General features: G+C 67.6%; 19 protein-coding genes and 3 pseudogenes. 19 read left to right on the top strand and 3 right to left on the bottom strand.

Annotation, left to right across the window (positions count from 1 at the left end; translation table 11 throughout):
* Window positions 1-46 precede the first annotated feature (46 nt).
* The 7 genes and pseudogenes from L6444_RS17310 to L6444_RS17280 all read left to right on the top strand — a co-directional run bounded on the left by L6444_RS17310 (window position 47) and on the right by L6444_RS17280 (window position 5,418).
* Window positions 47-844, top strand: coding sequence for a shikimate dehydrogenase (locus L6444_RS17310; protein ID WP_236984206.1), 798 nt, complete (start codon window positions 47-49; stop codon window positions 842-844).
* Window positions 845-855: 11 nt separating this feature from the next.
* Window positions 856-1,285 (top strand): annotated as a pseudogene (locus L6444_RS17305) (prepilin peptidase).
* A gap of 83 nt (window positions 1,286-1,368) precedes the next feature.
* The gene (gene aroC, locus L6444_RS17300) at window positions 1,369-2,577 is read left to right on the top strand and encodes a chorismate synthase (protein ID WP_236976121.1); all 1,209 of its coding nucleotides are present in this window, start codon (window positions 1,369-1,371) and stop codon (window positions 2,575-2,577) included.
* 5 nt (window positions 2,578-2,582) lie between these two features.
* Window positions 2,583-3,107 (top strand): shikimate kinase, encoded by a 525-nt coding sequence (locus L6444_RS17295; RefSeq protein ID WP_236976115.1) that lies wholly within the window; start codon window positions 2,583-2,585, stop codon window positions 3,105-3,107.
* A complete protein-coding gene (gene aroB / locus L6444_RS17290) occupies window positions 3,104-4,192 on the top strand; it encodes a 3-dehydroquinate synthase (protein ID WP_236976113.1) in 1,089 nt (362 codons plus the stop codon). The genes L6444_RS17295 and aroB overlap by 4 nt, the downstream gene beginning before the upstream one ends.
* Window positions 4,189-4,620, top strand: coding sequence for a type II 3-dehydroquinate dehydratase (gene aroQ, locus L6444_RS17285; protein ID WP_236976111.1), 432 nt, complete (start codon window positions 4,189-4,191; stop codon window positions 4,618-4,620). The genes aroB and aroQ overlap by 4 nt, the downstream gene beginning before the upstream one ends.
* A 150-nt stretch (window positions 4,621-4,770) precedes the next feature.
* Window positions 4,771-5,418 (top strand): hypothetical protein, encoded by a 648-nt coding sequence (locus tag L6444_RS17280; protein WP_236976109.1) that lies wholly within the window; start codon window positions 4,771-4,773, stop codon window positions 5,416-5,418.
* Window positions 5,419-5,537: 119 nt separating this feature from the next.
* On the opposite strand, the gene L6444_RS17275 is transcribed toward L6444_RS17280, so the two are convergent.
* Complete coding sequence (locus L6444_RS17275; protein ID WP_236976107.1) at window positions 5,538-6,341, bottom strand: B-4DMT family transporter; 804 nt, start codon at window positions 6,339-6,341, stop codon at window positions 5,538-5,540.
* A gap of 33 nt (window positions 6,342-6,374) precedes the next feature.
* Here L6444_RS17275 and L6444_RS17270 point away from each other — a divergent pair, with 33 nt between their 5' ends.
* The 9 genes and pseudogenes from L6444_RS17270 to L6444_RS17225 all read left to right on the top strand — a co-directional run bounded on the left by L6444_RS17270 (window position 6,375) and on the right by L6444_RS17225 (window position 13,745).
* Window positions 6,375-7,499 (top strand): M24 family metallopeptidase, encoded by a 1,125-nt coding sequence (locus L6444_RS17270; protein WP_236976105.1) that lies wholly within the window; start codon window positions 6,375-6,377, stop codon window positions 7,497-7,499.
* A gap of 223 nt (window positions 7,500-7,722) precedes the next feature.
* Window positions 7,723-9,019, top strand: a pseudogene (locus tag L6444_RS17265) (PE family protein).
* A 251-nt stretch (window positions 9,020-9,270) separates the two neighbouring features.
* Window positions 9,271-9,834, top strand: a complete 564-nt coding sequence (gene efp / locus L6444_RS17255; protein ID WP_236976101.1) for an elongation factor P — start codon at window positions 9,271-9,273, stop codon at window positions 9,832-9,834.
* Between the two features lie 2 nt (window positions 9,835-9,836).
* Window positions 9,837-10,346, top strand: a complete 510-nt coding sequence (nusB, locus tag L6444_RS17250; RefSeq protein WP_236976100.1) for a transcription antitermination factor NusB — start codon at window positions 9,837-9,839, stop codon at window positions 10,344-10,346.
* A complete protein-coding gene (locus L6444_RS17245; protein WP_236976099.1) occupies window positions 10,343-10,744 on the top strand; it encodes an antitermination protein NusB in 402 nt (133 codons plus the stop codon). Before nusB ends, L6444_RS17245 begins: the two co-directional genes overlap by 4 nt.
* A gap of 19 nt (window positions 10,745-10,763) precedes the next feature.
* Complete coding sequence (locus L6444_RS17240) at window positions 10,764-12,278, top strand: PucR family transcriptional regulator (protein ID WP_236976098.1); 1,515 nt, start codon at window positions 10,764-10,766, stop codon at window positions 12,276-12,278.
* Between the two features lie 85 nt (window positions 12,279-12,363).
* Complete coding sequence (locus L6444_RS17235; protein WP_236976096.1) at window positions 12,364-12,801, top strand: Rv1733c family protein; 438 nt, start codon at window positions 12,364-12,366, stop codon at window positions 12,799-12,801.
* Between the two features lie 124 nt (window positions 12,802-12,925).
* Window positions 12,926-13,192, top strand: a pseudogene (locus tag L6444_RS17230) (FAD-dependent oxidoreductase); the annotation flags it as partial.
* Window positions 13,193-13,577: 385 nt separating this feature from the next.
* The gene (locus tag L6444_RS17225) at window positions 13,578-13,745 is read left to right on the top strand and encodes a hypothetical protein (protein ID WP_236976094.1); all 168 of its coding nucleotides are present in this window, start codon (window positions 13,578-13,580) and stop codon (window positions 13,743-13,745) included.
* Between the two features lie 2,353 nt (window positions 13,746-16,098).
* Here L6444_RS17225 and L6444_RS17220 read toward each other — a convergent pair.
* Both L6444_RS17220 and L6444_RS17215 read right to left on the bottom strand, forming a co-directional pair.
* A complete protein-coding gene (locus L6444_RS17220) occupies window positions 16,099-16,296 on the bottom strand; it encodes a type 2 periplasmic-binding domain-containing protein (RefSeq protein ID WP_236976092.1) in 198 nt (65 codons plus the stop codon).
* A gap of 100 nt (window positions 16,297-16,396) precedes the next feature.
* Window positions 16,397-16,654 carry a hypothetical protein gene (locus L6444_RS17215; RefSeq protein WP_236976090.1) on the bottom strand — a complete coding sequence of 86 codons (258 nt, stop codon included), beginning with the start codon at window positions 16,652-16,654 and terminating at the stop codon, window positions 16,397-16,399.
* A 1,958-nt stretch (window positions 16,655-18,612) separates the two neighbouring features.
* On the opposite strand from L6444_RS17215, the gene L6444_RS17210 reads away from it, so the two are divergent.
* The 3 genes from L6444_RS17210 (at window position 18,613) to L6444_RS17200 (ending at window position 23,154) form a co-directional block, all read left to right on the top strand.
* Complete coding sequence (locus L6444_RS17210; protein WP_236976088.1) at window positions 18,613-19,671, top strand: NAD(P)/FAD-dependent oxidoreductase; 1,059 nt, start codon at window positions 18,613-18,615, stop codon at window positions 19,669-19,671.
* A 106-nt stretch (window positions 19,672-19,777) separates the two neighbouring features.
* The gene (locus L6444_RS17205) at window positions 19,778-20,209 is read left to right on the top strand and encodes a GreA/GreB family elongation factor (RefSeq protein WP_236976086.1); all 432 of its coding nucleotides are present in this window, start codon (window positions 19,778-19,780) and stop codon (window positions 20,207-20,209) included.
* A 122-nt stretch (window positions 20,210-20,331) separates the two neighbouring features.
* Window positions 20,332-23,154: an aminotransferase class I/II-fold pyridoxal phosphate-dependent enzyme gene (locus tag L6444_RS17200; protein WP_370653121.1), complete on the top strand. Its 2,823-nt coding sequence runs from the start codon at window positions 20,332-20,334 to the stop codon at window positions 23,152-23,154.
* The last annotated feature ends 115 nt before the right edge of the window (window positions 23,155-23,269 follow it).

The following is a 23,269-nucleotide window of genomic DNA, read 5'->3' as shown; positions in this document are numbered from 1 at the left end:
CGCGGAGCGCGGCGGCGAAGAGGGCAATTCGATTCCGCGCGCTGAGATCCGCAAGGCGGGCGTGCTGGGCTCGCCGATCGCGCATTCCCGCTCGCCGCAACTGCATTTGGCCGCCTACCGCGCCCTGGGCCTGACCGGCTGGACCTACGACCGCATCGAGTGCGACGCCGCCGCGCTGCCGGGAGTGGTCGGCGGGTTCGGGCCGGAATGGGTCGGGGTGTCGGTGACCATGCCGGGCAAGTTCGCCGCGCTGCGCTTCGCCGACGAGCGCACCCCGCGCGCCGAGCAGGTCGGGTCCGCCAACACCTTGGTCCGCACCGCGCGCGGCTGGCGGGCCGACAACACCGACGTCGACGGCGTCGCGGGCGCACTGGGGTCGGTTACCGGACACGCGGTGGTGGTGGGGTCGGGCGGCACTGCGCCGGCAGCCGTGGTGGGGTTGGCTCAGCTGGGCGTCGAAGGCATCACCGTGGTGGCGCGCGATCCCGAGAAGGCCGCCCGGTTGGTGGAACTGGGGGCGCAAGTGGGCGTCGCGACCCGCTGCTGCGGCCTGGACGACCCCGCCCTGGCCGAGCGGGTGGCTTCGGCGGCGGTGCTGGTCAGCACCATCCCGGCCGACGTGGCGGCGCGCTACGCCGATACCTTCGCCACCGTGCCGGTGCTGCTGGACGCCATCTACGACCCGTGGCCGACGCCGCTGGCTGCCGCGGTGCAGGCCGTCGGCGGGCGCGTGATCAGCGGCCTGCAGATGTTGCTGCATCAGGCGTTCTCGCAGGTGGAGCAGTTCACCGGGCTGCCCGCCCCGCGCGAGGCGATGACTTGCGCGCTGGCCGAATTGCTCTAGCGTGCCGCTGCATGCGGATCGCGTGCGTGGTCGTGGTGCTGGCCTGGCTGGCGGTGTTGAGCGGCTGTGACATCCGCCACCGCCGGCTGCCCAACCTGTTGACGCTGCCCGGCGCGTTGGTGATCCTGGCAGGCGCCGGGCTGGCCGGGCGCGGGGTGGCGGCGCTGCTCGGTGCGGCGGCGCTGACCACGCTGTATCTCGCGGTGCATCTGGTGGCGCCGGCGGCGAATGGGTGCCGGCGACGTCAAGCTGGCCACCGGGCTGGGCGCGCTGACCGGCTGCTTCGGCGTCGACGTGTGGTTCCTGGCGGCGCTGGCCGCGCCGCTGTGCACGGTGGTGATCGCGGCGGTCGCCCGCGCGCGCAGCGTGCCGCACGGCCCGTCGATGTGCCTGGCCAGCGGCCTGGCACTCGCGCTCACTCAGCTGACTCTGCTGCGTTGACTCTGCGCCTACGGCGCCCACTCGAACTTCTTCGCCACAGCCGCAGAGTCAAGGGCGGAGAATCTTCATGGGAAGATGTTCGGGTGTTGCGCTGGATAACTGCCGGGGAATCCCATGGCCGGGCGTTGGTGGCCATGGTCGAGGGCATGGTCGCCGGCGTCGAGGTCACCTCCACCGAAATCGCCGACGAGCTGGCCCGACGCCGGCTGGGCTACGGCCGCGGCGCCCGGATGAAGTTCGAGCGCGACGCGGTCACCATGCTGTCCGGGGTGCGGCACGGTGTGACGCTCGGCGGTCCGATCGCCATCGAGATCGGCAACACCGAGTGGCCCAAGTGGGAAACGGTGATGGCGCCGGACCCCGTCGACCCGGCCGAGTTGGCGAACAGCGCCCGCAACGAACCGCTGACCCGGCCGCGGCCCGGACACGCCGACTACGCGGGCATGCTCAAGTACGGCTTCGACGACGCCCGCCCGGTCCTGGAGCGGGCCAGCGCCCGCGAGACCGCCGCCCGGGTGGCGGCCGGAACCGTGGCGCGGGCGTTCCTGCGGCAGGCACTCGGCGTCGAGGTGCTCTCGCACGTCATCTCGATCGGGGCTTCCACCCCTTACGACGGTCCGCCGCCGCGGGCCGAGGACCTCGCCAAGATCGACGCCAGCCCGGTCCGCGCCTTCGACGAGCAGGCCGAACAGTCGATGATCGCCGAGATCGAGGCGGCCAAGAAGGACGGCGACACCCTGGGCGGCGTGGTCGAGGTCGTCGCGTTGGGCCTGCCGATCGGGCTGGGTTCCTTCACCAGCGGCGACAACCGGCTGGACAGCCAACTGGCCGCCGCGGTGATGGGCATCCAGGCGATCAAGGGTGTCGAGATCGGCGACGGGTTCGAGACCGCGCGCCGCCGCGGCAGCCGCGCCCACGACGAGATGTATCCCGGGCCCGACGGTGTGGTGCGCTCCACCAACCGGGCCGGTGGCCTGGAAGGCGGGATGACCAACGGCCAGCCGCTGCGAGTCCGGGCGGCGATGAAGCCGATCTCCACCGTGCCGCGGGCGCTGGCCACCGTCGACATGGCCACCGGCGACGAGGCGGTGGCCATCCACCAGCGCTCCGACGTGTGCGCGGTGCCGGCCGCCGGCGTCGTGGTCGAGACCATGGTGGCTCTGGTGCTGGCCCGGGCGGCGCTGGAGAAGTTCGGCGGCGACTCGCTGGCCGAGACCCGCCGCAACATCGAGGCCTACCAGCGTTCGGTCGCCGACCGGGAGGCGCCGGCCGCGCGGGCGTCCGGGAGCTAGCCGGGATGGCTCCCAAAGCGGTACTCGTGGGCTTGCCGGGTTCCGGCAAGTCGACCATCGGGCGCCGGCTGGCCAAGGCGCTCGGGGTGAGCATGCTGGACACCGACGCCGCCATCGAGGAGAAGACCGGGCGCAGCATCGCCGACATCTTCGCCACCGACGGCGAGCAGGAGTTCCGTCGCATCGAGGAGGAGGTGATCCGCGCGGCCCTGGCCGACCACGACGGGGTGTTGTCGCTGGGCGGCGGCGCGATCACCAGCCCCGGGGTGCGCGCCGCACTGGCCGGTCACACCGTGGTCTATCTGGAGATCAGCGCCGCCGAGGGCGTGCGGCGCACCGGTGGCAGCACGGTGCGGCCGCTGCTGGCCGGGCCCGACCGTGCCGAGAAGTTCCGTGAGCTGATGGCCACCCGCATCCCGTTGTACCGCCGGGTCGCGACCATCCGGGTCGACACCAACCGGCGCAACCCCGGCGCGGTCGTGCGTTACATCGTGTCCCGGTTGCAGACTCAAGTAGAGGCCGCCAAATGACAGAGAACAGTTCGCCGGTCACCATCGAGGTGGCCGTCGACCCGCCATACCCCGTGGTGATCGGCTCGGGGCTGCTCGACGAGCTGCAGCAACTGCTCGCCGGGCGCCACAAGGTCGCCATCCTGCACCAGCCGGTGCTGACCGACACCGCCGAGCGGATGCGAATCCGCTTGGCCGACAACGGAATCGACGCGCACCGCATCGAAATCCCGGACGCCGAAGCCGGCAAAGAACTGCCGGTGGTCGGGTTCATCTGGGAAGTGTTGGGCCGCATCGGAATCGGCCGCAAGGACGCCCTGGTCAGCCTGGGTGGCGGGGCGGCCACCGACGTCGCCGGGTTTGCGGCGGCCACCTGGCTGCGCGGTGTGTCGATCGTGCACGTGCCCACCACCCTGCTCGGCATGGTCGACGCCGCCGTCGGGGGCAAGACCGGTATCAACACCGAGGCGGGCAAGAACCTGGTCGGCGCTTTTCACCAGCCGCTGGCCGTGCTGGTCGACTTATCCACCCTGAAGACGTTGCCGCACAACGAGATCGTCGCGGGCATGGCCGAGGTGGTGAAGGCTGGATTCATCGCCGACCCGGTGATCCTGGATCTCATCGAAGCCGACCCGCAGGCAGCGCTGGACCCCGAGGGCAAGGTGCTGCCCGAGCTGGTCCGCCGTGCCATCGCGGTCAAGGCCGAGGTGGTGGCCGCCGACGAAAAGGAATCCGAACTTCGCGAAATCCTGAACTACGGCCACACTTTGGCCCACGCGATCGAACGCCGGGAGCGCTACCGGTGGCGGCACGGGGCGGCGGTGTCGGTGGGCCTGGTGTTCGCCGCCGAACTGGCCCGGCTGACCGGCCGCCTCGACGACGAGACCGCAGCCCGGCACCGCGACATCCTGACTTCGCTGGGTCTGCCGGTCAGCTACGACGCCGACGCGCTGCCGCAGCTGATCGAATTCATGGCCGGGGACAAGAAGACCCGCGCCGGGGTGCTGCGTTTTGTGGTTCTCGACGGGCTGGCCAAACCGGGCCGGCTGGTGGGGCCCGACCCGGGCCTGCTGGTGACCGCGTACGCCGGGTTGTGCGCGCCATGACCGTGACCGTCAACGTGCTCAACGGGCCCAACCTGGGCCGGCTCGGCCGGCGCGAGCCCGCCGTCTACGGCAGCACCACTCACGACGAACTGGTCGCCCTGATCGAGCGCGAGGCCGCCGAGCTGGGCGTCAAAGTCGTTGTACGGCAAAGCGACAGCGAAGCCGAGCTGCTGGATTGGATCCACCGCGCCGCGGACGCTGCGGAGCCGGTGATACTCAACGCCGGCGGACTCACCCACACCTCGGTGGCGCTGCGCGACGCGTGCGCCGAGCTGCGCGCCCCGCTGATCGAGGTGCACATCTCCAATGTGCATGCGCGCGAAGAGTTTCGGCGGCATTCGTACCTCAGCCCGGTGGCCACCGGAGTGATCGTGGGCCTGGGTGTTCAGGGCTACCTGCTGGCGCTGCGCTACCTGGCCGGCGCGTAGGCGCCCCAGCGCTGTCCCGCCCATGGACTCGCGACTAAGCGGCCGAGCAAGAAATTCATCGAATGACGGTTGATATCACGAGGTTGTCGGCTTAATGCAGTTATCGGCGGTAAGCGAAAAGTTGCGAATGGCGAGGATGGCGCTTAACTAATGCCTCCGACCCATCAATGGAAACGCGCTCACGAACGTCTCAATGCTGATATTACTAAGGCGGCTAAGCGCAAGAATTTGCCATTCCGCAGCATCACTGACCTAATTAACACCAATGAACGCTACCCCAGCCTTATTCCTGTACTGATCGATTGGTTGAAGAATCTAGAGAACAAGAGTGGGCTGACTCAACCCACTGAGTTACATGATCTCCGTGATGGACTGTATAGGGCGTTGACCACGGTCGATGCGATGGGCACGGAGGCGGTATCGCTGTTATTCGACAGTTTCTATCTGCAGCCACCGGCGCCACCGATCATCTTGGCAACCATTGGTACGGCGCTCAGGTATATTGCTGCCCCCGCCGATTATGTACGCATGCGCCAAGTCGCGACGGATCGTTCGTTAAGTTTCGGACGAGCGCCGCTGATCGAGTGGCTGTTGCGGGCAGACCCGGATGACGCGCTTCCTTTGGCGGTCAGCGAGCTGGATGATCCGTCAGTTCGCCCCTACATACTCCGGTCGCTACGTGCGATCAAACACCTGCCAGCCTCCTTGCGGTCAGTGATCGAACCGTACCTGGATGATCCAGACAGCGAAGTTCGCCTTCAAGCGAAGCGGACGCTGGCGAAACTGGCAAGAGATTGACCTGAGCATTGATCGGACAGCGCATGCCCCTGTAGAAGTTGGCGGCTCGGATGTAGGTCGCCAAATAAAGACCCAACAGGTCCTCGGACCATGGGCCGCGCAGTATCCCGGTATGGCAACTAGTCTTTGCGCAGATCCGGCTTGGCGGTGGGCTTGGTGTGGTCGGCGTCGGTGCGAATGACCTCGGTCTTCGCGTCGCTGTCGTGGGTGGGGATGAATTCGGTTTTGGCTTCGCTGTCGCCGGTGCGGATGACCTCGGTCTTGGGGTCGTCCTCGTGGGTGCGGATGACCTCGGTCTTGGCGTCATCGTCGTGGGTGCGGATCACCTCGGTGCGCGAGTCCTGCTCGCGTTCCATCGTGGCGACCGGCGAGGTGCGCTCCTCGGTGGCTGCGGCCGTCGGGATCTCCCCGGTCGGGCTGTCGTCGGCGCGCACCGCGGAGAACACGTCGGTATCGGCGCGGTCGGTGCCACCGCGCGAGGCGTCGCGCTTCTCGGGCGCGGGCGCGTTGCGGTCCACCCGCCACCGGCCGATCGACACACCGACGATCGCGAACAGGAAGACCAGCAGGGCGGTGAACGCCGCGAACGTCGTCAGCTCGTTGAGCAACCCACCGGTGTAGATCGCCTTATAGAACAGCGCGATGATCCACGCGACCAGGCCACTGACCACGCCGGCCACCAGTCCGCCCAGCAGCCACACCATGGCCAGGTCGTCGCGACGGTCCGGGTCCGGGTGGGCTTTGGCATCGGCGCGACCGTCGAACGTGCCCCAGACCGCAGCACAGATGATGAAGATGGTCAGCAACACGATGCTGATCAGCGCGGACTGCGTCTGCCAGGCGTTAATCAGCGCCCCCTGCACCAGTCGGAGCACGACCATTCCGACTGCGAAAATCAATCCACGCACCATCCACTTGTTCATGGGCAAACAGCGTAGCGAGTACGGTCAAGGGTCGTGACACATTCTCAGCGTCGACACAACCTCAAATCCAAGATCGGTGCCGCCGGACTAGACGCGATGCTGGTCACCGACCTGATCAATGTGCGGTATCTGTCCGGTTTCAGCGGCTCCAACGGCGCGTTGCTGGTGTTTGCCGACGACCGAGAGGCGGTGCTGGCCACCGACGGCCGGTACCGTACCCAGGCAGCGCAGCAGGCACCCGATCTGGAGGTGGCCATCGAGCGCGCGGTCGGTCGTTATCTGGCCGGCCGGGCCGGGCAGGACGGCGTGACCAAACTGGGCTTCGAGAGTCACGTCGTGACCGTCGACGGCTTCGACGCGCTGGCGGGCGAACTTGACGGGCGGGCGACCGAATTGGTCCGGGCATCGGGCACGGTCGAAGCGCTGCGGGAGGTCAAGGACGATGGTGAGCTGGCGTTGCTGCGCCTGGCGTGCGAGGCGGCCGACGCCGCGCTGGCCGATCTGGTGGAGCGGGGCGGGCTGCGGCCGGGCCGCACCGAGCGCGAGGTGAGCCGCGAGCTGGAGAACCTGATGCTCGACCACGGCGCCGACGCGATCTCGTTCGAGACCATCGTTGCCGCCGGGCCCAATTCGGCGATCCCGCACCACCGCCCCACCGACGCGGTGCTGGCCGCGGGTGATTTCGTCAAGATCGACTTCGGCGCCCTGGTTGCCGGCTACCACTCCGACATGACCCGTACCTTCATCCTGGAAAAGGCGGCCGACTGGCAGCTAGAGATCTACCAGCTGGTCGCCGACGCGCAACGCGCCGGTCGCGAAGCGCTGCATCCGGGCGCCGAGTTGCGTGACGTGGACGGTGCGGCGCGCCAGCTGATCGCCGACGCCGGCTACGGGGAAAACTTCGGCCACGGACTGGGGCATGGAGTTGGCCTGCAGATCCACGAAGCGCCGGGCATCGGGGCCACGTCCGCCGGAACCCTGCTGGCGGGTTCGGTCGTGACGGTGGAGCCCGGCGTCTACCTCCCCGGCCGCGGCGGTGTCCGCATCGAGGACACCCTGGTGGTTCCCGCGGACGCGCCACGCGACGCAGGTCACGGCGCGTCCGGTCCGGAGTTGCTCACCCGGTTCCCAAAGGAACTGATTACATTGCAGCTCTGAGATCTGGGCCGCCCCACTAGGTAAAGCCGTGATAGCTGGGCACACACCGCCGAGCACGCTTAGCGGCGACTGAAACCTGGGAAGTTCCTGGCAACTTCGGAGGGCTTGTCCGCTGCCCGATACGCTCAATGCCTGCGCTTCATCACAACCGAGTCTGTTCACGACAGATTATCGACCGCTCCATCACAGATTGTTTCAGTACCCGCGTCGTCGGAGGTGTGAGATGTCGTTTGTGTTTGCGGCCCCGGAATTCGTCACGGCTGCTGCCTCGGATGTGGCGAGTATCGGTTCGACAGTCAATTGTGCCGGTGCGGCGGCGGCGACCGCGACGACGCAAGTGCTGCCCGCGGGTTGCGATGAGGTATCGGCAGCCGTCGCCGCCCTATTCGGGGCGCACGGGCAGGCGTATCAGGCGATGAGCGCGCAGGTAACGGCCTTTAACAAGCAGTTTGCCTGGTTGATGAACTCCGGAGCGGGTGAATATGCGACCTCCGAAGCCGCGGGGGCGGCCTCTCTGCAGACTCTGCAGCAAGATCTGTTGGGGTTCATCAACTTGCCCACCAATCTGTTGCTTGGACGCCCCCTGATCGGCGACGGCGCCAGCGGCGCCCCGGGAACCGGGGCGGACGGCGCACCAGGCGGATTATTGATCGGCAACGGAGGTGCCGGTGGCTCGGCGGCGGCACCCATCTCAACGGCGGTAACGGTGGCGCCGGGGCCTGTTCGGCAACGGCGGGGCCGGGGAGCAGGTGGCGGATTGCTCGGCAACGGTGGGGCGGGCGGGTCTGCCGGTCTGTTCGGCAACGGCGGGACCGGCGGCCAGGGTGCCCCGGGCCACAACGGAGGGGCAGGCGGGGCAGGCGGGCTGTTCGGCATCGGTGGCGCCGGGGGCGCCGGCGGTAGCGCGATAGCCATTGCCGGGGCGGGCGGCGCCGGCGGTTCGGCCGGGCTGTTCGGCACGGGTGGCGTTGGCGGCATCGGCGGGAGCGCGACCTCAGGTCCTGGCGGCGCCGGGGGCGCCGGCGGTAGCGGCGGCATTTTCGCTGGCACCGGCGGGGCCGGCGGCGCAGGAGGGTTCACCGGACAGTTCGGGGTCGCCGGCGGAGCAGGGGTGTCGGCGGCACCGGTGGCCTGCTGTTCGGTAACGGAGGGGACGGCGGGGTCGGCGGCTTCGCCCCGACGCAGCTACCGGCGGTGCGGGCGGCAACGGCGGGGCCGGGGGCATGCTGGCCGGCTGGGGTGGTAGTGGCGGCGGCGGCGGATTCGGCGGCCAGGCCGGAGGTAATGGCGGTGCCGGCGGCAAGGCCGGGTTGATCGGTGATGGCGGGACCGGCGGGGGTGGTGGCGGCGGAGCGGTGGGCGGCGACGGGGGCCACGGTGGCGACGCCGATTTGATCGGCAACGGCGGGGCCGGCGGCAACGCAGGTATCAACATATTCGGCGTCAGCCCCGGTGTTGGCGGAATCGGCGGTGCCGGCGGGTTGTTGCTCGGCTTGAACGGGGCGACCGGGCTGGCGTAGCCGGCGTCATCACCCGGTCCCGAGGTCTCTCATCGAAGGTCGGGGGTGAGTTCGGCGGGTTAGCGTTGCCCTTTTACGCGGGTAAGCTCAGGCCGATGCCCACCCTCCTCGCACCCTCACGGGTAGAGGTTTACGCTCCACCGGCAGAACGTGATGGTGCTGCTGTGGGTATGGGCATGCCCTGGGGATCCCTGCCTAGAAGGCACGTAGACCCGTCACCATCCCGTAGCAGATCGGAGATCTAGAACATCGTGGCGAGCACTGCTGACTTCAAGAACGGACTTGTCCTGGTCATCGACGGGCAGCTGTGGACCATCACCGAGTTCCAGCACGTCAAGCCCGGCAAGGGGCCCGCGTTCGTGCGCACCAAGCTCAAGAACGTGCTGTCCGGCAAGGTCGTCGACAAGACCTACAACGCCGGGGTGAAGGTTGACACCGCCACCGTCGACCGCCGCGACACCACCTACCTGTACCGCGACGGCTCGGACTTCGTGTTCATGGACAGCCAGGACTACGAACAGCACGCGCTGCCCGAGTCGCTGGTCGGCGACGCCGCGCGGTTCCTGCTGGAGGGCCTGCCGGTGCAAGTGGCGTTCCACAACGGCGCCCCGCTGTACATCGAGCTGCCGGTCTCGGTCGAGATGGTGGTGTCGCACACCGAGCCCGGTCTGCAGGGCGACCGGTCCAGCGCGGGCACCAAGCCCGCCACCGTCGAGACGGGCGCGGAGATCCAGGTGCCGCTGTTCATCAACGCCGGCGACAAGCTGAAGGTGGACACCCGCGACGGCAGTTACCTGGGCCGGGTCAACGCCTGAGCATGCCGGACGGGGAACGCAAGCCGGACAAACCGGCGCCGAAATCGACGCGTCCGGTCAAAGGGCGCCACCAGGCGCGTAAACGCGCCGTCGACCTGCTGTTCGAGGCCGAGGCGCGGGGCCTGAGCCCCGCCGAGATGGTCGACGTTCGCACCGAGCTGGCCGCGGCCAACCCCGATGTCGCCCAGCTGCACCCGTACACGATTGCGGTGGCCCGCGGTGTCGCCGAGCACGCCGCCCACATCGACGAGCTGATCAGCGCGCACCTGCAGGCCTGGACGCTGGACCGGTTGCCGGCCGTGGATCGTGCGGTGCTGCGCGTCGCGGTGTGGGAGTTGCTGTACGCCGAGGACGTGCCCGAGCCGGTCGCCGTCGACGAGGCCGTCGAGCTGGCCAAGGAGCTGTCCACCGACGAATCGCCGGGCTTCGTCAACGGCGTGCTGGGCCAGGTCATGCTGGTGACGCCGCAGATCAGGGCGGCCGCCCAGGCGGTGCGGGGGCAGTCCTCGTGACCCGGCTGGAGCTGCGAGTCGTGCTGTCGGTGCTGGCAGCGGCGACGGTGGTGGTGGGCGCGGTGGTGAGCGCTGCGTTCGGCTGGACCATCGTGGCCTCGGTGCTGGCGATCTTCGCCCTGGGCGTGGGCGCCTGGGTGTATCACGCGGTCGAGCGCCTGATCCTGGCGCGCCGGATCAGCACGGTCCGTAGCGCGGCCAAGCCCCTGCAGCCGTTGCTGCCGGTGATGGCCGCCATCATGGGCCTGACCCAGGCGGTGGTGCGCTCGCTCACCGACGTCACCGATCTGCCGGCAAAGCGCTGGGAACTGCCGCAGTTGCCGTTGCTGAAACGGATGGAGAACCCGCTCGGCAACCGCGCCAACCGTGAGATCGTGGACGACGAGCTAGACGGCTGAACCTGCGGGAGCGCGTCCGATGATCACCTTGGACCGGCTGGTCAACGTCCTGGGTGGCTACGGCGTCCGGCTGCGCTGGTCGTCGGTGCCGCGCTCCACCGAGCTGCGCAGCGTGGTGATCCACGAAGCGGGCCCGGCCAGTCCCGGGTTCGGCGACCTGCTGCTGGCAATCGATGCGGCCTCGTCGGCCGAAGCGATGCAATGGGCGGCCGCGGCGCACGCCGTCGTCGTGCTTACCCGGGACCTCGACGAGCCCATTGACGACGGCTGGGCCGGTGCGGTGCTGGTGCTCGACCAAGCCGTGTCGTGGAGTGAGGTCGCCGCCGTGGTCTATGGGCTGGTGCTCGAGGGCCGCGAAACCGAGTCCGGGCGCGGTCCCACCGACCTGTTCGCGTTGGCCGACAGCCTGGCCGATGCGACCGGCGCGGCGGTGACGATCGAAGATCCGTTGCTGCGGGTGCTGGCGTATTCGCGGCGGCACAACGCCGATTCGGCCCGGGTGGCCACCATTCTGGAGCGGCAGGCGCCGGCCGAGCTGCGCGCACTGTTCGAGGCGCGGGGTGTGCTCGCGCACCTCGCGGCCCGCGACGAGCCGCTGTTCATCGACCCGGCACCCGAACACGGACTGGTGGGTCGGATGGTCGTGGCAGCCCGCTCCGGCCGGGAGATCCTGGGCTCGGTGTGGGTGGCCTGCCCGGCTCCGTTGAGCGGTGCCCAGCGCACCGCGCTGGCCGAGGGCGCCCACACCGTGGCGCTGCACCTGTTGCGCTCCCGGGCCAGCGCGGACCTGGAACGCCAGGTCGAATCCGATCTGGTGATCCGGTTGCTGGAGGGCACCATCGACGCCGCGACGGTGGTGAGCAGGCTGGGACTGCCGCCCGGCCCGCTCCGGGTGATCGCGCTGCACGCCACGATCGGGGCGTCCCGCGATGCCGCGCTGCTGCTGGCGTTCGACCGTGCCACCACCGGGTTCGGCTGGTCGCGACCGGGACGAAGCGCGTTGATCCGCAACACCATCTACACACTGCTGCCCGGCGAACAGGCCGACGGCGCGCGGCGCTGGATCAGCGGGCTGCGGGCCGCGCTGCCCGCGGACGCGGTGGTGTCGGCCGGCATCAGCGCGCCGGCCGAGCCGGCCGACCTGGTCGCCGCCCGTCAGGAGGCTGACGAGTGCCTGGCGCTGCAGGAGGCCGCAGCGCCGGGATCGGCGCCGCCGGTGTACGACGAGTCCTGGGACGAGGTGCTGCTGCAACGGCTGCGGACCGCCGCGCGGGCGGGCCGGTCGCCGGAGCGGGGCCCGGTGGTGGAGCTGCGGGCGCACGACCGCGCTCACGGCACCGAATACGTAGCCACGCTGCGGGCGTGGCTGGAGGCCCAGGGCGACCCGGCCGGGGCGGGTGAGCGACTCGGCGTCCACGAGAACACGGTGCGTTACCGGCTGCGGAAGATGGCCGAGATCACCGCGCTGCAGCTGGACGACGCCCGCAAGCGGTTGGCGATGACGATCGAGCTGGCGGCGACCGACCCCGATTGAGGCTGTCCCAGCCCGACAAATCCGGTAGCCCGATTTGTCCCGTCACGGCAATGCTTGCCGGGCCGGCCGACGCCACCATGGAATTGTGAGATCACCTTTCGCCCTGCTGCTGGTGCTGGTGGCCGCGTCGGCCGCGATGATCACCGGCGTCGGCGTCTACGACGTCCGCGCCGACTTCTATGCCGAGCAGGCGCAGAACCGTCGCCAGGTCATCGCGACTGTCGTGGGTGAGGCGCCGCGGCACCGGGACCTGGACAGCCCGCTGGCCACCGTGCCGGCCCGCTGGTCTGCCGGCGGTGCCGAACGCAGTGGCGCCGTCGTCGCCAACCGAACCGCGAAAACCGGTGACGTCGTACATATTTGGGTCGACGACGCCGGCCAGGCGGTGCACCCGTCCAACACCACCGCGGTCGACGAGGCGGTGATGGCCGCGCTCGGGGTCGGCGTGGCGGTATTTATCGCCGGGGTGTCGGTGCTGGGAATCGCGCGGTTCGCACTCGCCGGCCTGCAGCACCGGGACTGACTGTGCCGGTGTGTTGTCGGGACGCGACAACTGCCGGGAGCGCAGTTGTCCGGATCGGGCAAGCCGCCGGCCGCCACCGCCACCACCATGGGAATTGTCAGGTCAGAACATTCGGAGGTGTGTCATGGTGGTCGACAGCGAGCGGGTCGACGGCGGGCCGCGGTCGGCGATCGTCGTCGGTGCGGGCATCGTCGGGTTGTCGACGGCGTGGTTCCTGCAGGAGCGCGGGGTCGACGTCACGGTGGTCGACGGAGGCTACGTCGGCGCCGGTGCCTCGGGTGGCAACGCCGGCTGGATCGCGCCCGGCCTGATCGTGCCGCTGAACTCGCCTGCGGTGTTGCGTCTCGGGTTGCGATCGCTGCTCGATCCGCTTGCGCCGGTGAGTCCTCCAGCAGTGTAGGCGGCTCCGGACGTGCAGGTTCCCTCAAGACCAGCAAGTCAGTTGAAGGAACCCACAACCACGAAGAGGATCACGCCTGCGCAGCGGTTGCAGGCAGAAATTGATGAGGTGTTCTGCCGGCGGCGAGGACCTGGCGGTGCGATCGAGCAGGTCGCGGTGCTCGGCGCCCGGTTGTTGCTGGTGGCCGATCGAGGCCGAGGTGACCGCGTTTCTTGGGCCGGGGACCGCCATGAGCAATGGCGGCAGTGCGGCGCCCGCGCCGGATGCGCGCAACGGTACTGCCCGACCACGGTGAAACCACCGCCGGCCCGGCATGGAGCGCTAAAGGTGCGCGGCACCGCCGAGCGCCGCCGCAGTTGTCTTTCGCCGGTAAGGGGTGACCAAGACCAACGCGCTGGAGTCGCTGGTGATCGCCTGGGCCCGTGCGCGGACTGTCGACACGCGATGTGCAGGCCACCTGACTCGAGGCGCTGGCGAGACCGCCGCGCGTCGGAAATCGACGGTATCGCACCAGGAAGACATCCGCGACCAGTTCGAGGCCTGAGCGCTCGCCGCCTGACGACATCGAGTTGGGATTACCTGTTCCTCGACGCAGCCACTTCAAATACCACGCCAACGCGTCGGCCGACCCGGTGCTGGGCCGGGCGTGCAGGTATCGACACCGACGGCAAACCCGGTGTTCGTCGCTGGAGGCCGCTTCAAGCGAGTCCGGTGACGTGGAGGGGTTTTGACCGGGCTCGGTGAGCGCAGCTGGCGCGTCCGCCGCTGGTGGTCAGCGACGGTGCGGCCGGGTTGATCGGCGCGTGGTCAGAGCGCACCATGGGGCGCGCAGCGCTGCGGCAGCGGTGTCTGCATCGCGCCAGAAACGTTGGGCCAAGGTACCCAAGAACGCCCAAGCGAGGTCAAGGCCGACTACTGGTCGATCTGCCCGACACGATCACCTCGGCCCCGACGCGGTCGGGGTATGCGCAGCTACCGACGTTCTGTTACGTTGGCGCGACTCCCATCCGGCAGCGGTGTGGTGTCTGCCCTCCTCAGCACCGGCACCGCTGACGCCTACCTGCGGTCTCGCGAGCATCTGACCCAGCGTGCACCAATTTCACTGAGCGGACGTCTTTCGGTGAGACCCGCCGCCGTCAAGGCTTACCGGTCGGGCTGCCCATGAGGTTTCCCGTCTGAAGCCGTCGGCGGCGCTGATCGCGCTCCTGGCTTCGGGTGGCGAGGGTTCACCATGACACCGGCCGGGCTGCGCCGCTGGCCAACCTGCGCAGGTCGCCGCATGACCACTTTCCGAACTCCCGCAACGGAATTCGGGTCACGCCGAAATCATGCACGCCAACCGATTCAATGCCACTGCATAGAATCGATTGTCACAGGCTGGGACTATTCGTTTCAGGTGGAGCGAGCCTTCTCCTCACGAACGTGGCTAGATGCAGTCACCGTAGCGGCTGTTGAGTATGGCTGCCGACTCTCGGCGATCTGTGGAGGATCTCACGCAGGTATGGTGCGATGCTTCTCCAGAATCGGTCGAATCCGTACTGGGTGTAAAAGCCGTAATTCCGATGACCTGGAAGATGTTGGGCTGGTGATGTCGAGGGCGACCCGTGAGGTCAACGCCTTAACGCCGGACACGCGGACTATGAGTCACCGCGATCCTCGGCGGTCAGTTGTTATCTCGGTCCTAGACGGTTTAAAATAGTCGCGCGACATCTCAGCGGCGCATGTCCGCGCCTTAGTAGGCACAACGGCATTTCGCTGCAGGCGCGCACGACGGGATCCTCGACTGGCCCGGGTGACACCGGCTGGCGTCCACGGGCGGCTTGGGTTCGGCGGTGAATGCGCGGCGTCGAGCGCCCCTGCGCGATCCCAAGGTAGACGTTGGCGAAGTTCAGTCAACCAGTGGCCCGGGAATAGGTTAAGGCTGGGAACTGGAAGAAGTCATTGATGATGGCGTTGGGGCCCCTGAGAACTCGCCAGCGCAAGCACCTCTCAACGTCGTGAAAACCCACGGTGCCACTGTTGTCGGTGCGACGCATGCCCAGGGCGCCCCAGTCGTCGTTGACTGTGACGCTGGCTCGGTCGGTCGGGATCACCGCGTGATGACGATCCCCGCTGCGTCGCCGACGCGTCTTGAACTACCCAAAGACGAGCAGCAGGTCTGGAATCCGTGGCGCCGCTGGTGAAGCGTTTATGCCCCTAAACCGGTGCAGCTTCGTCTTCGTGGGGTGGCACGACCTTCCAGTCCAGCACGTGGCTGTTGTTCGCTGGATGCTGCCGGCCCACCAGTTGTGCTGTTACCCGGCGGTAGACGTGCTCCGTCTGTTCGCTCTGACCCCAAGAGTCGATGAACGAAGTAATAATGGTGTGGTACCTGAACAGATGACCCAAGGAGCCGTCTACTTTGGCGATCTCGGTGGATCACTCGGGAAGATGGTGGGCCAGTCAGCACCCCCATCCCCGAACGGCCAGGAACTGCCAGCGACAGAAGGCCGCTGGCGCGCAGGTCCTCGCGTTCTCGCGTGCCCGGATCCGTTACACGGTCGCGCTCGATGAGGCTGTCCTGGCCATGTCCGGGCCAGGATCACGCTACGGGCAACGGGCTGGGGTCGGCGAGGTCGGCTGGCCGCTTCGCAGTGTTGGTCGTCAGTGGCCGCGAATCCGGTTTCCTGCGTCGATCGGCTAGCCCAGCTTGCGGCTAAGAAACCCGGTGCGGCCTTATTGCTCAAGATCGACCGGGCGACTCGATCAGGTCGTTGTCGAGGGAGGAACCGCTGTGTCTGGTCCAGCAGGCTGATGGCGGATTCGTCCAGGCGTGCGGCGCTGTGGTGCCTTTACAGCGTCAGCCGAATCCGGTCGATCGCCGCGGGCGCCACGCCGAGGTTGGAGTGGCATGATTGTCACCACCCGTCGTGGTGGTGACGGGACCACTGGCCAGCGCGCACCGCGGCGTCGACGAGCCGCTGCACCAGATCGGGGTGGGTCTCGACCAGTTGCGCGCTGACCGTCCAGACGCTGGCGTATAGGTTGCGTTGGTCGCCGCTGAGGTCGGCCAGTACACGAGCGCCGTAGAGATCTTCCAGTGCCCGGCAGCCCACGGCAACCAGTCAACAGCGTCGACTGTGCCAGCGTCTAGACGCCGCTTTTGGTGGTGGGCCACCGCGGGAACAGATCGGTCTTGACGCTGGTGGCGGCGCTTCAACCGGTCCGCGGGCAGATCCACGTTGGAGTCTCGATGGCGACCAGGTCGACATCGCCCAGTTTCACACCGCCGCGCTCCAGCGTGGACAGCAGGCCCCGAGCCTCCCAGGTGCCCAGGGCGATCAATGTCTGCCGCCACGGGTCGAGCTGGCGATAGTCACCCAGCTCGCGGCGCAAGATGCGAATCGCCGCCGCCGAGACCCCGATCTGCGGCCCGCCAACTTCGGCGGGCGTACCGCACCCGACTGTCCGCACACGTAAAAGCCCTGAGGCCCCAGCAGCTGGGTGACGCCCAGCAGTGGCGTGGTACGCCCCCGGTGCCCGCAGCCCTCGCTGACTAACGGCGGATCTCCCACCGAACCTGGTGTAGGCGGGATGGCTGCAGGCAGTGTAAAGCGCCCTGGGCGCCGCTCACCCTCCAGGGCGATACCCTCCTGCGCCAACAACAAACCCGCTTCCAAGGCGTCAGCAGCGCATTGGGAACCGCAGTTACTGTAGGCCAGGACATCACGCTGACCGAGTCGTGGTCATTGCACGCTCCCACCGGTGGGGCGGCTCAACCCTGAGATGCTCGCGCAGTTCTCTGTACTCGGTGCGGAAACACCCGCGCTCCCTGCAGCAACGGCACCACCTTGATCAACGAACCCGTCAGACGTTTACAGATAGGTAGGCCGCAGAGATGATGAACTGTCTGGCGGCACCAGCCTCGAAATGGCTGGACGAGTTGCTCGGTGATGCCTGGCTGTTCGCCCACCGCGGTACGAACCCGACGTTATCCTGCAACGCCGTCCTGTAGCCCCCGCGCTGAGCGACAAGTCGCCGCTGCCAGCGGTCGCGGAAAAACATCTGGCAACATGGACGGCACGTTGCCGGTCACCAAGGTCGGCCACGATATCGGCGTACTTGGTGTCCAACGGATACGCCGAGAGATCAATCCCGCTATGACTCGACAGGGTCGACAGACCGACCTCAGGATGCACCAGCGAGTTGATGTATTCCAGCCGGTCTCGGGCGATGGCCGCAGTCTCTCCGAGGACCGGCATGATCACGAAAACCTCGGGTCTGGTCCGGATCAGGCCAGCGGCGCCACATCTGAGGTCCCATATAGGTCGCACGCATGATGTCCAGATTCGGCGAGATACTAAACACCGCTTCGGCCCACCGCCCGGCGAAGCGCCGACCGCGCGGTGACAATCCCGCCTGCAGGAGATAACCGGCTCGCCCTGCGGTGACCTGTGGACCTTGCAACGGGGCCGCGAACTGACAAACCATTTGCCTCTGGTGCAACGTATTGGACCTTTTCGGGTCGGCAAACCGCCCGCCCGCCTTGTCCAACAGCAGAGCACGCCGCCCCAGGAGTTCCGCCAGCTTCACCACTCCCAAGAACCGTCGGCACGGTCGCTGATATCGTGTAGTTCTAGGTGCTTGTCGACCCTGAAATTGCGCGCCTGAGCCGTTAAGCGACGTCACCATTATTCCAGGACACCCGGCCATCCGGACAGATGGTCCAGCGTCGCGGAAGATCCGCGCGACGTGGTAGGGCGGGTAGTACGTCGTGGAAACCGTCGCGCCCAAACCCAATCTGTCGGTCGCCGCGGCCATTGTTGCAACAACACTGGTTTGCCCATATGACGCTCTGATTGCCCAGGCCGACGCCGGTCATCTGAAGATCCCACCGTAACTGTTCGATCGCCAAACCGTCCGGCAAAAAACAGTCAAAACGAACTTCCTATGTTCCAACGTCTGAGCGATCCGCTTGTAATACTCACCGCTGAGAAAGCCATTCGTAGCGCCCACGTGACGCCACGCACCCTGGGCGTGGGTCACGTTGCCAGCCGAGAAAAACCCAGCGAGGTGCAGTTGACGGCCTTGGGGCACGGTCGTGGTCAAAGATGTCCTCCCGTTCGAGGAGTGGGCGGTCCGATCGAGTATCTATTCACGAGCCATCAGCAGCAATATAGGCCAAAACCCCGATGATTCCGGTGATTCCTTCCATCGCGCCGGGGTGATCGATGCACGGTCTGTTTGACACACAACGGTCGACTTGCCACCGACGGGACTTAACTGCTGCAAACGGATTCGGACCGGCATCCGGAAACCGAAGCGTCAGTGGTTACTGAGGCGATCTAAGTAAGACCAAGACATGCTCGCCGTGGCGGCATCCAATTCGTCAGCGATCGCATAAAATCACCAACGCAAAACAGGGAGCCTACGTGACGCCCCTTTTACACCGCTCCTGGGACATCACCCTTGCGCCGCTGCATCTTCCGACCCGACCGGATCCCAGGCTGGCGAAGTTCTTGCTGCAGTTCGCGGCCGACTGCCGGCGTGCGCCGCGGATGCGCGCCCTGCGGGCCAACGTGCCGCTGAACGAAGAATGCATCGAGGCGTTCGAGGTGCTCGTCGGCAACGGCGTCGACGTGCCGGTCACCGACGCGCCGGTGACCGCGGTCTTCCGCACCGCCGCGCGGGCGCAGCACCTGCTGACCGAGCTACGCGAACTCGAAAACGCCGGGCAGACAATCGATGTCACTTCCCTGGCGGGAGCCGAACTGCGCGAGCAGGTGCCGCTGGCGGCGGACGCGGTCACTGCCGGGCTCAACGTCAACGGGCAGCGCTTCGTCGACCCGGGCCGGTTCGTCGAGGCGCTGTGCCGTTCGGTGATCGAGCGGGGTGCGACCACCCGCAGGCTGCACATCGACGGCATCGGCACGTCGCGCACCGGTGTCGCGGTGCTGCCGAGCAGAGGCCTCGCACTCGAGGCGGACGTCGTCGTGCTGGCCACCGGCGCGCTGCTGTCGCGGCTGGCCGGCCGCCGGATGCGGGTGCCGGTGCGGGCCGGGCGCGGCTACTCGTTCACCGTGCCGGTCGACCGGCCGATCCCCGGTCCTATCTACCTGCCCGACGCGCGGGTGGCCTGCACGCCGTACCGCGGGCAGCTGCGCGTGGCAGGGACCATGGAATTCCGCGGCCCGCACGAAGCCGGCCGGCCCGAACGCGTGGACGCGATCGTCGCCTCGGTGCGCCCGTTGCTGGACGGCGTGCGCTGGGAGGAACGCAGCGACCTCTGGGTGGGGGCCCGCCCGGTCACCCCGGACGGCCGGCCGGTGATCGGCGAGGTCGGGCCGGGCGTCTATGTGGCCGGCGGGCACGGCATGTGGGGATTCGCGCACGGACCGGTCACCGGCCGGCTGCTGGCCGAGCAGATCACCACCGGCAAACAACCGCAGGAACTTCGCGAATTCGACCCGCTGCGCAAGGTGGGCCGCTAGAAACTTGGCCGGCACCGGCCGTCGAGTCGTCAGGGACGGTTGCCCGTCGGGCCCGTCCCTGACGACAACCCCTGGCAACCAACGAATCTGAAGTGAGGAGCAGCCAATGACCGGGCGGGCATGGATTTCCAGGCAGGCGTACGAACGGCTGCAGCAGCGACTGTCCTCGTTGCGCAAACAGTCGGCGTCGGGCCCCGATCCCGACGACGCGCAACTGCAGATCCAGCGGATCCACGACCTCATGCTCACCACCGTCGCCGGTGACGACCCACCCGACGACGGCATTGCCGAACCGGGCATGGTGGTGACCGTCCGCTTCGAGGACAGCGGTGACGTCGAGACGTTCCTGCTGGGGGTGCGCGGCGCCGAGCACGGCGACATCGAGGTCTACTCGACCCGGTCTCCGTTGGGTGCCGCGATCGTGGGCGCAGCACCTGACGAGCAGCGGACTTACCGCTTGCCCAGCGGTGAACAGTTGACTGTCACCCTGCTCGCCGCCGTTCCGTATGGCGTGCATGAGGCCGAACTCCCGGCCTGAAATCGCCGCCCCGGCGGCAGATGTCGCTTGCCAACCGGTGCCGAACGGTTCCGATCCCGCCCCGCCGACCTCTACTGTGGCATGGGATCAGCTGCAACCGCTGGCGGAAGACAGGTGACGAAATGAACCCAGACAGCGCCCCCAAGCGACGACTTCGAGTCTCCGCGCTGGCCGCGGTGGCCAACCCGTCGTACACGCGCATCGACACGTGGAACCTGCTCGACGACGCCTGCCGTCATCTCGCCGAGGTCGACCTGGCGGGCTTGGACAAGACCCACGACCTGGCCAAGGTGAAGCGGCTGATGGACCGCATCGCCGCCTACGAGCGGTACTGGCTGTATCCGGGGGCGGCGAACCTGGCGACCTTCCGCGCTCATCTGGAGATGTTGTCCACGGTGCGGCTCACCGAGGAGGTGTCGCAGGCCGTGCGGCTGCTGTCCGAATACGGTGACCGCACTGCGCTTTTCGACATCACCGCACCACTGGCCGACCAGGAGCTGGTGGCGCAGGCCAAGCAGCAGCAGTTCTACACGGTGCTGCTGGCCGACGACTCGCCGCACAACTCGCCGGACTCGCTGGCCGAGAGCCTGCGAGCGTTGCGCAACCCGGCCGACGACATCCAGTTCGAGATTCTGGTGGCTCCCAGTGTCGAAGACGCGATCACCGCGGTGGCGCTCAACGGCGAGATTCAGGCCGCGATCATCCGCCACGACCTGCCGCTGCGCTCGCGTGACCGGGTGCCGCTGATGAACACGCTGCTGGGCGCCAACGACGACGTCCCGGTGTCCGACCGCGCGCACGACTGGGTCGAATGCGGCGAGTGGATCCGCGAGCTGCGTCCGCACATCGACCTGTACCTGCTGACCGACGAGTCGATCGCGGCGGGCAACGAGGACGAACCCGACGTCTACGACCGCACCTTCTACCGCCTCAACGACGTCACCGATTTGCACAGCACGGTCATCGCCGGTCTGCGAAACCGGTTCTCCACACCGTTTTTCGATGCGTTGCGGGCCTACGCGGCCGCGCCGGTCGGTCAGTTCCACGCACTGCCCGTCGCGCGCGGCGCGTCTATCTTCAACTCCAAGTCACTGCAGGACATGGGCGAGTTCTACGGCCGCAACATCTTCATGGCCGAGACGTCCACCACCTCCGGTGGGCTCGATTCACTGCTCGACCCGCACGGCAACATCAAGAAAGCGATGGACAAGGCGGCGATCACCTGGAACGCCAACCACACCTACTTCGTCACCAACGGGACCTCCACCGCCAACAAGATCGTGGTGCAGTCGCTGACCCGCCCGGGCGACATCGTGCTGATCGACCGCAACTGCCACAAGTCACACCACTACGGCCTGGTGCTGGCCGGTGCCTACCCGCTGTATCTGGACGCCTATCCGCTGCCGCAGTTCGCCATCTACGGAGCGGTGCCGCTGAGCACCATCAAGAAGGCGCTGCTGGACCTCGAGGAGGCCGGGCAGCTGGACAAGGTGCGGATGCTGCTGCTCACCAACTGCATCTTCGACGGGGTCGTCTACAACCCGCGGCAGGTGATGGAGGAGGTGCTGGCGATCAAGCCGGACATCTGCTTTCTGTGGGACGAGGCGTGGTACGCGTTCGCCACCGCCGTGCCGTGGGCCCGGCAGCGGACGGCGATGGTGTCGGCCGAACACCTCGAGCAGCGCCTGGCCTCCCCGGAATACCGTGCGGAGTACCGCAAGTGGCAGGCCTCGATGCAAGGAGTGCCCCGCTCGGAGTGGGTCGATCGCAAGCTGTTGCCGGATCCCGATCGGGCCCGGGTGCGGGTGTATGCGACGCACTCCACGCACAAGTCGCTGTCGGCGTTCCGGCAGGCGTCGATGATCCACGTCCGCGACCAGGACTTCAACGCTCGCGCCCGCGACGCGTTCGGCGAGGCGTTCCTCACGCACACCTCCACCTCGCCGAACCAGCAGCTGCTGGCCTCACTTGACCTGGCTCGTCGCCAGGTCGACATCGAGGGGTTCCAGCTGGTCCGCCAGGTCTACGACATGGCCCTGGTGTTCCGGCACCGGGTCCGTAAAGACCGGTTGATCAGCAAGTGGTTCCGCATCCTCGACGAATCCGACCTGGTTCCGCAGGAGTACCGGGCGTCGGTCAGCTCGTACCGGGAGGTCCGGCAGGGCGCCCTGGACGAGTGGAACGAGGCCTGGCGGTCCGACCAGTTCGTGCTGGATCCCACCCGGGTCACGCTGTTCCTGGGCAACACCGGAATGAACGGTTACGACTTCCGCGAGAAGATCCTGATGGACCGGTTCGGTATCCAGATCAACAAGACGTCGATCAACAGCGTGCTGCTGATCTTCACCATCGGCGTTACCTGGTCGAGCGTGCATCACCTGCTCGACGTGTTGCGCCGGGTGGCCATCGACTTCGACCGGGAGAAGAAGGCCGCCAGCACCGCCGACTGGGCGCTGCACGAGCGCCGGGTCGAGGAGATCACCGAGGATCTGCCGCATCTGCCCGACTTCAGCGAGTTCGACGTCGCGTTCCGGCCGGAGGGGGCGACCAGCTATGGCGACACCCGCTCGGCGTTCTACGCCGGCTACGAGGAATCCGACCGTGAATACGTGCAGATCGGTACCGCCGGGCGTCGGCTCGCCGAGGGAAAGACGTTGGTGTCCACCACGTTTGTGGTGCCCTACCCGCCGGGTTTCCCGGTGCTGGTGCCGGGGCAGGTGGTCTCCAAGGAGATCATCTACTTCCTGGCTCAGCTCGACGTGAAGGAAATCCACGGCTACAACCACGATCTGGGATTGTCGGTGTTCACCCAGGAGGCGCTGGCCCGGCTGGAGGCCAAGCGCAGCGCGGTGACCAGCGCCAGTAGCAACGGCAACGGGTCCGGTCCGGCCACCGGAGCCGAACAGACGCTGGTGGCCAACGAGCACACCGTTCCGGTGAACTGAGTCGGGGCTGCTTCGGCCGTCCGCCTCGCCGTCGGCGGCTGCCGAGCGGGAATCCGGCGACGGCACAGCGGCGTGTCGCGTCGTGTGATTCCCAGTCGGCGCGCCTGCGCGCGGG

The sequence above is a fragment of the Mycobacterium kiyosense genome (assembly GCA_021654635.1).
GTDB lineage: Bacteria > Actinomycetota > Actinomycetes > Mycobacteriales > Mycobacteriaceae > Mycobacterium > Mycobacterium kiyosense.
The sequence above is the reverse complement of the archived record's forward strand: the minus strand, read 5'-3'. Positions and strand labels throughout refer to the sequence as shown.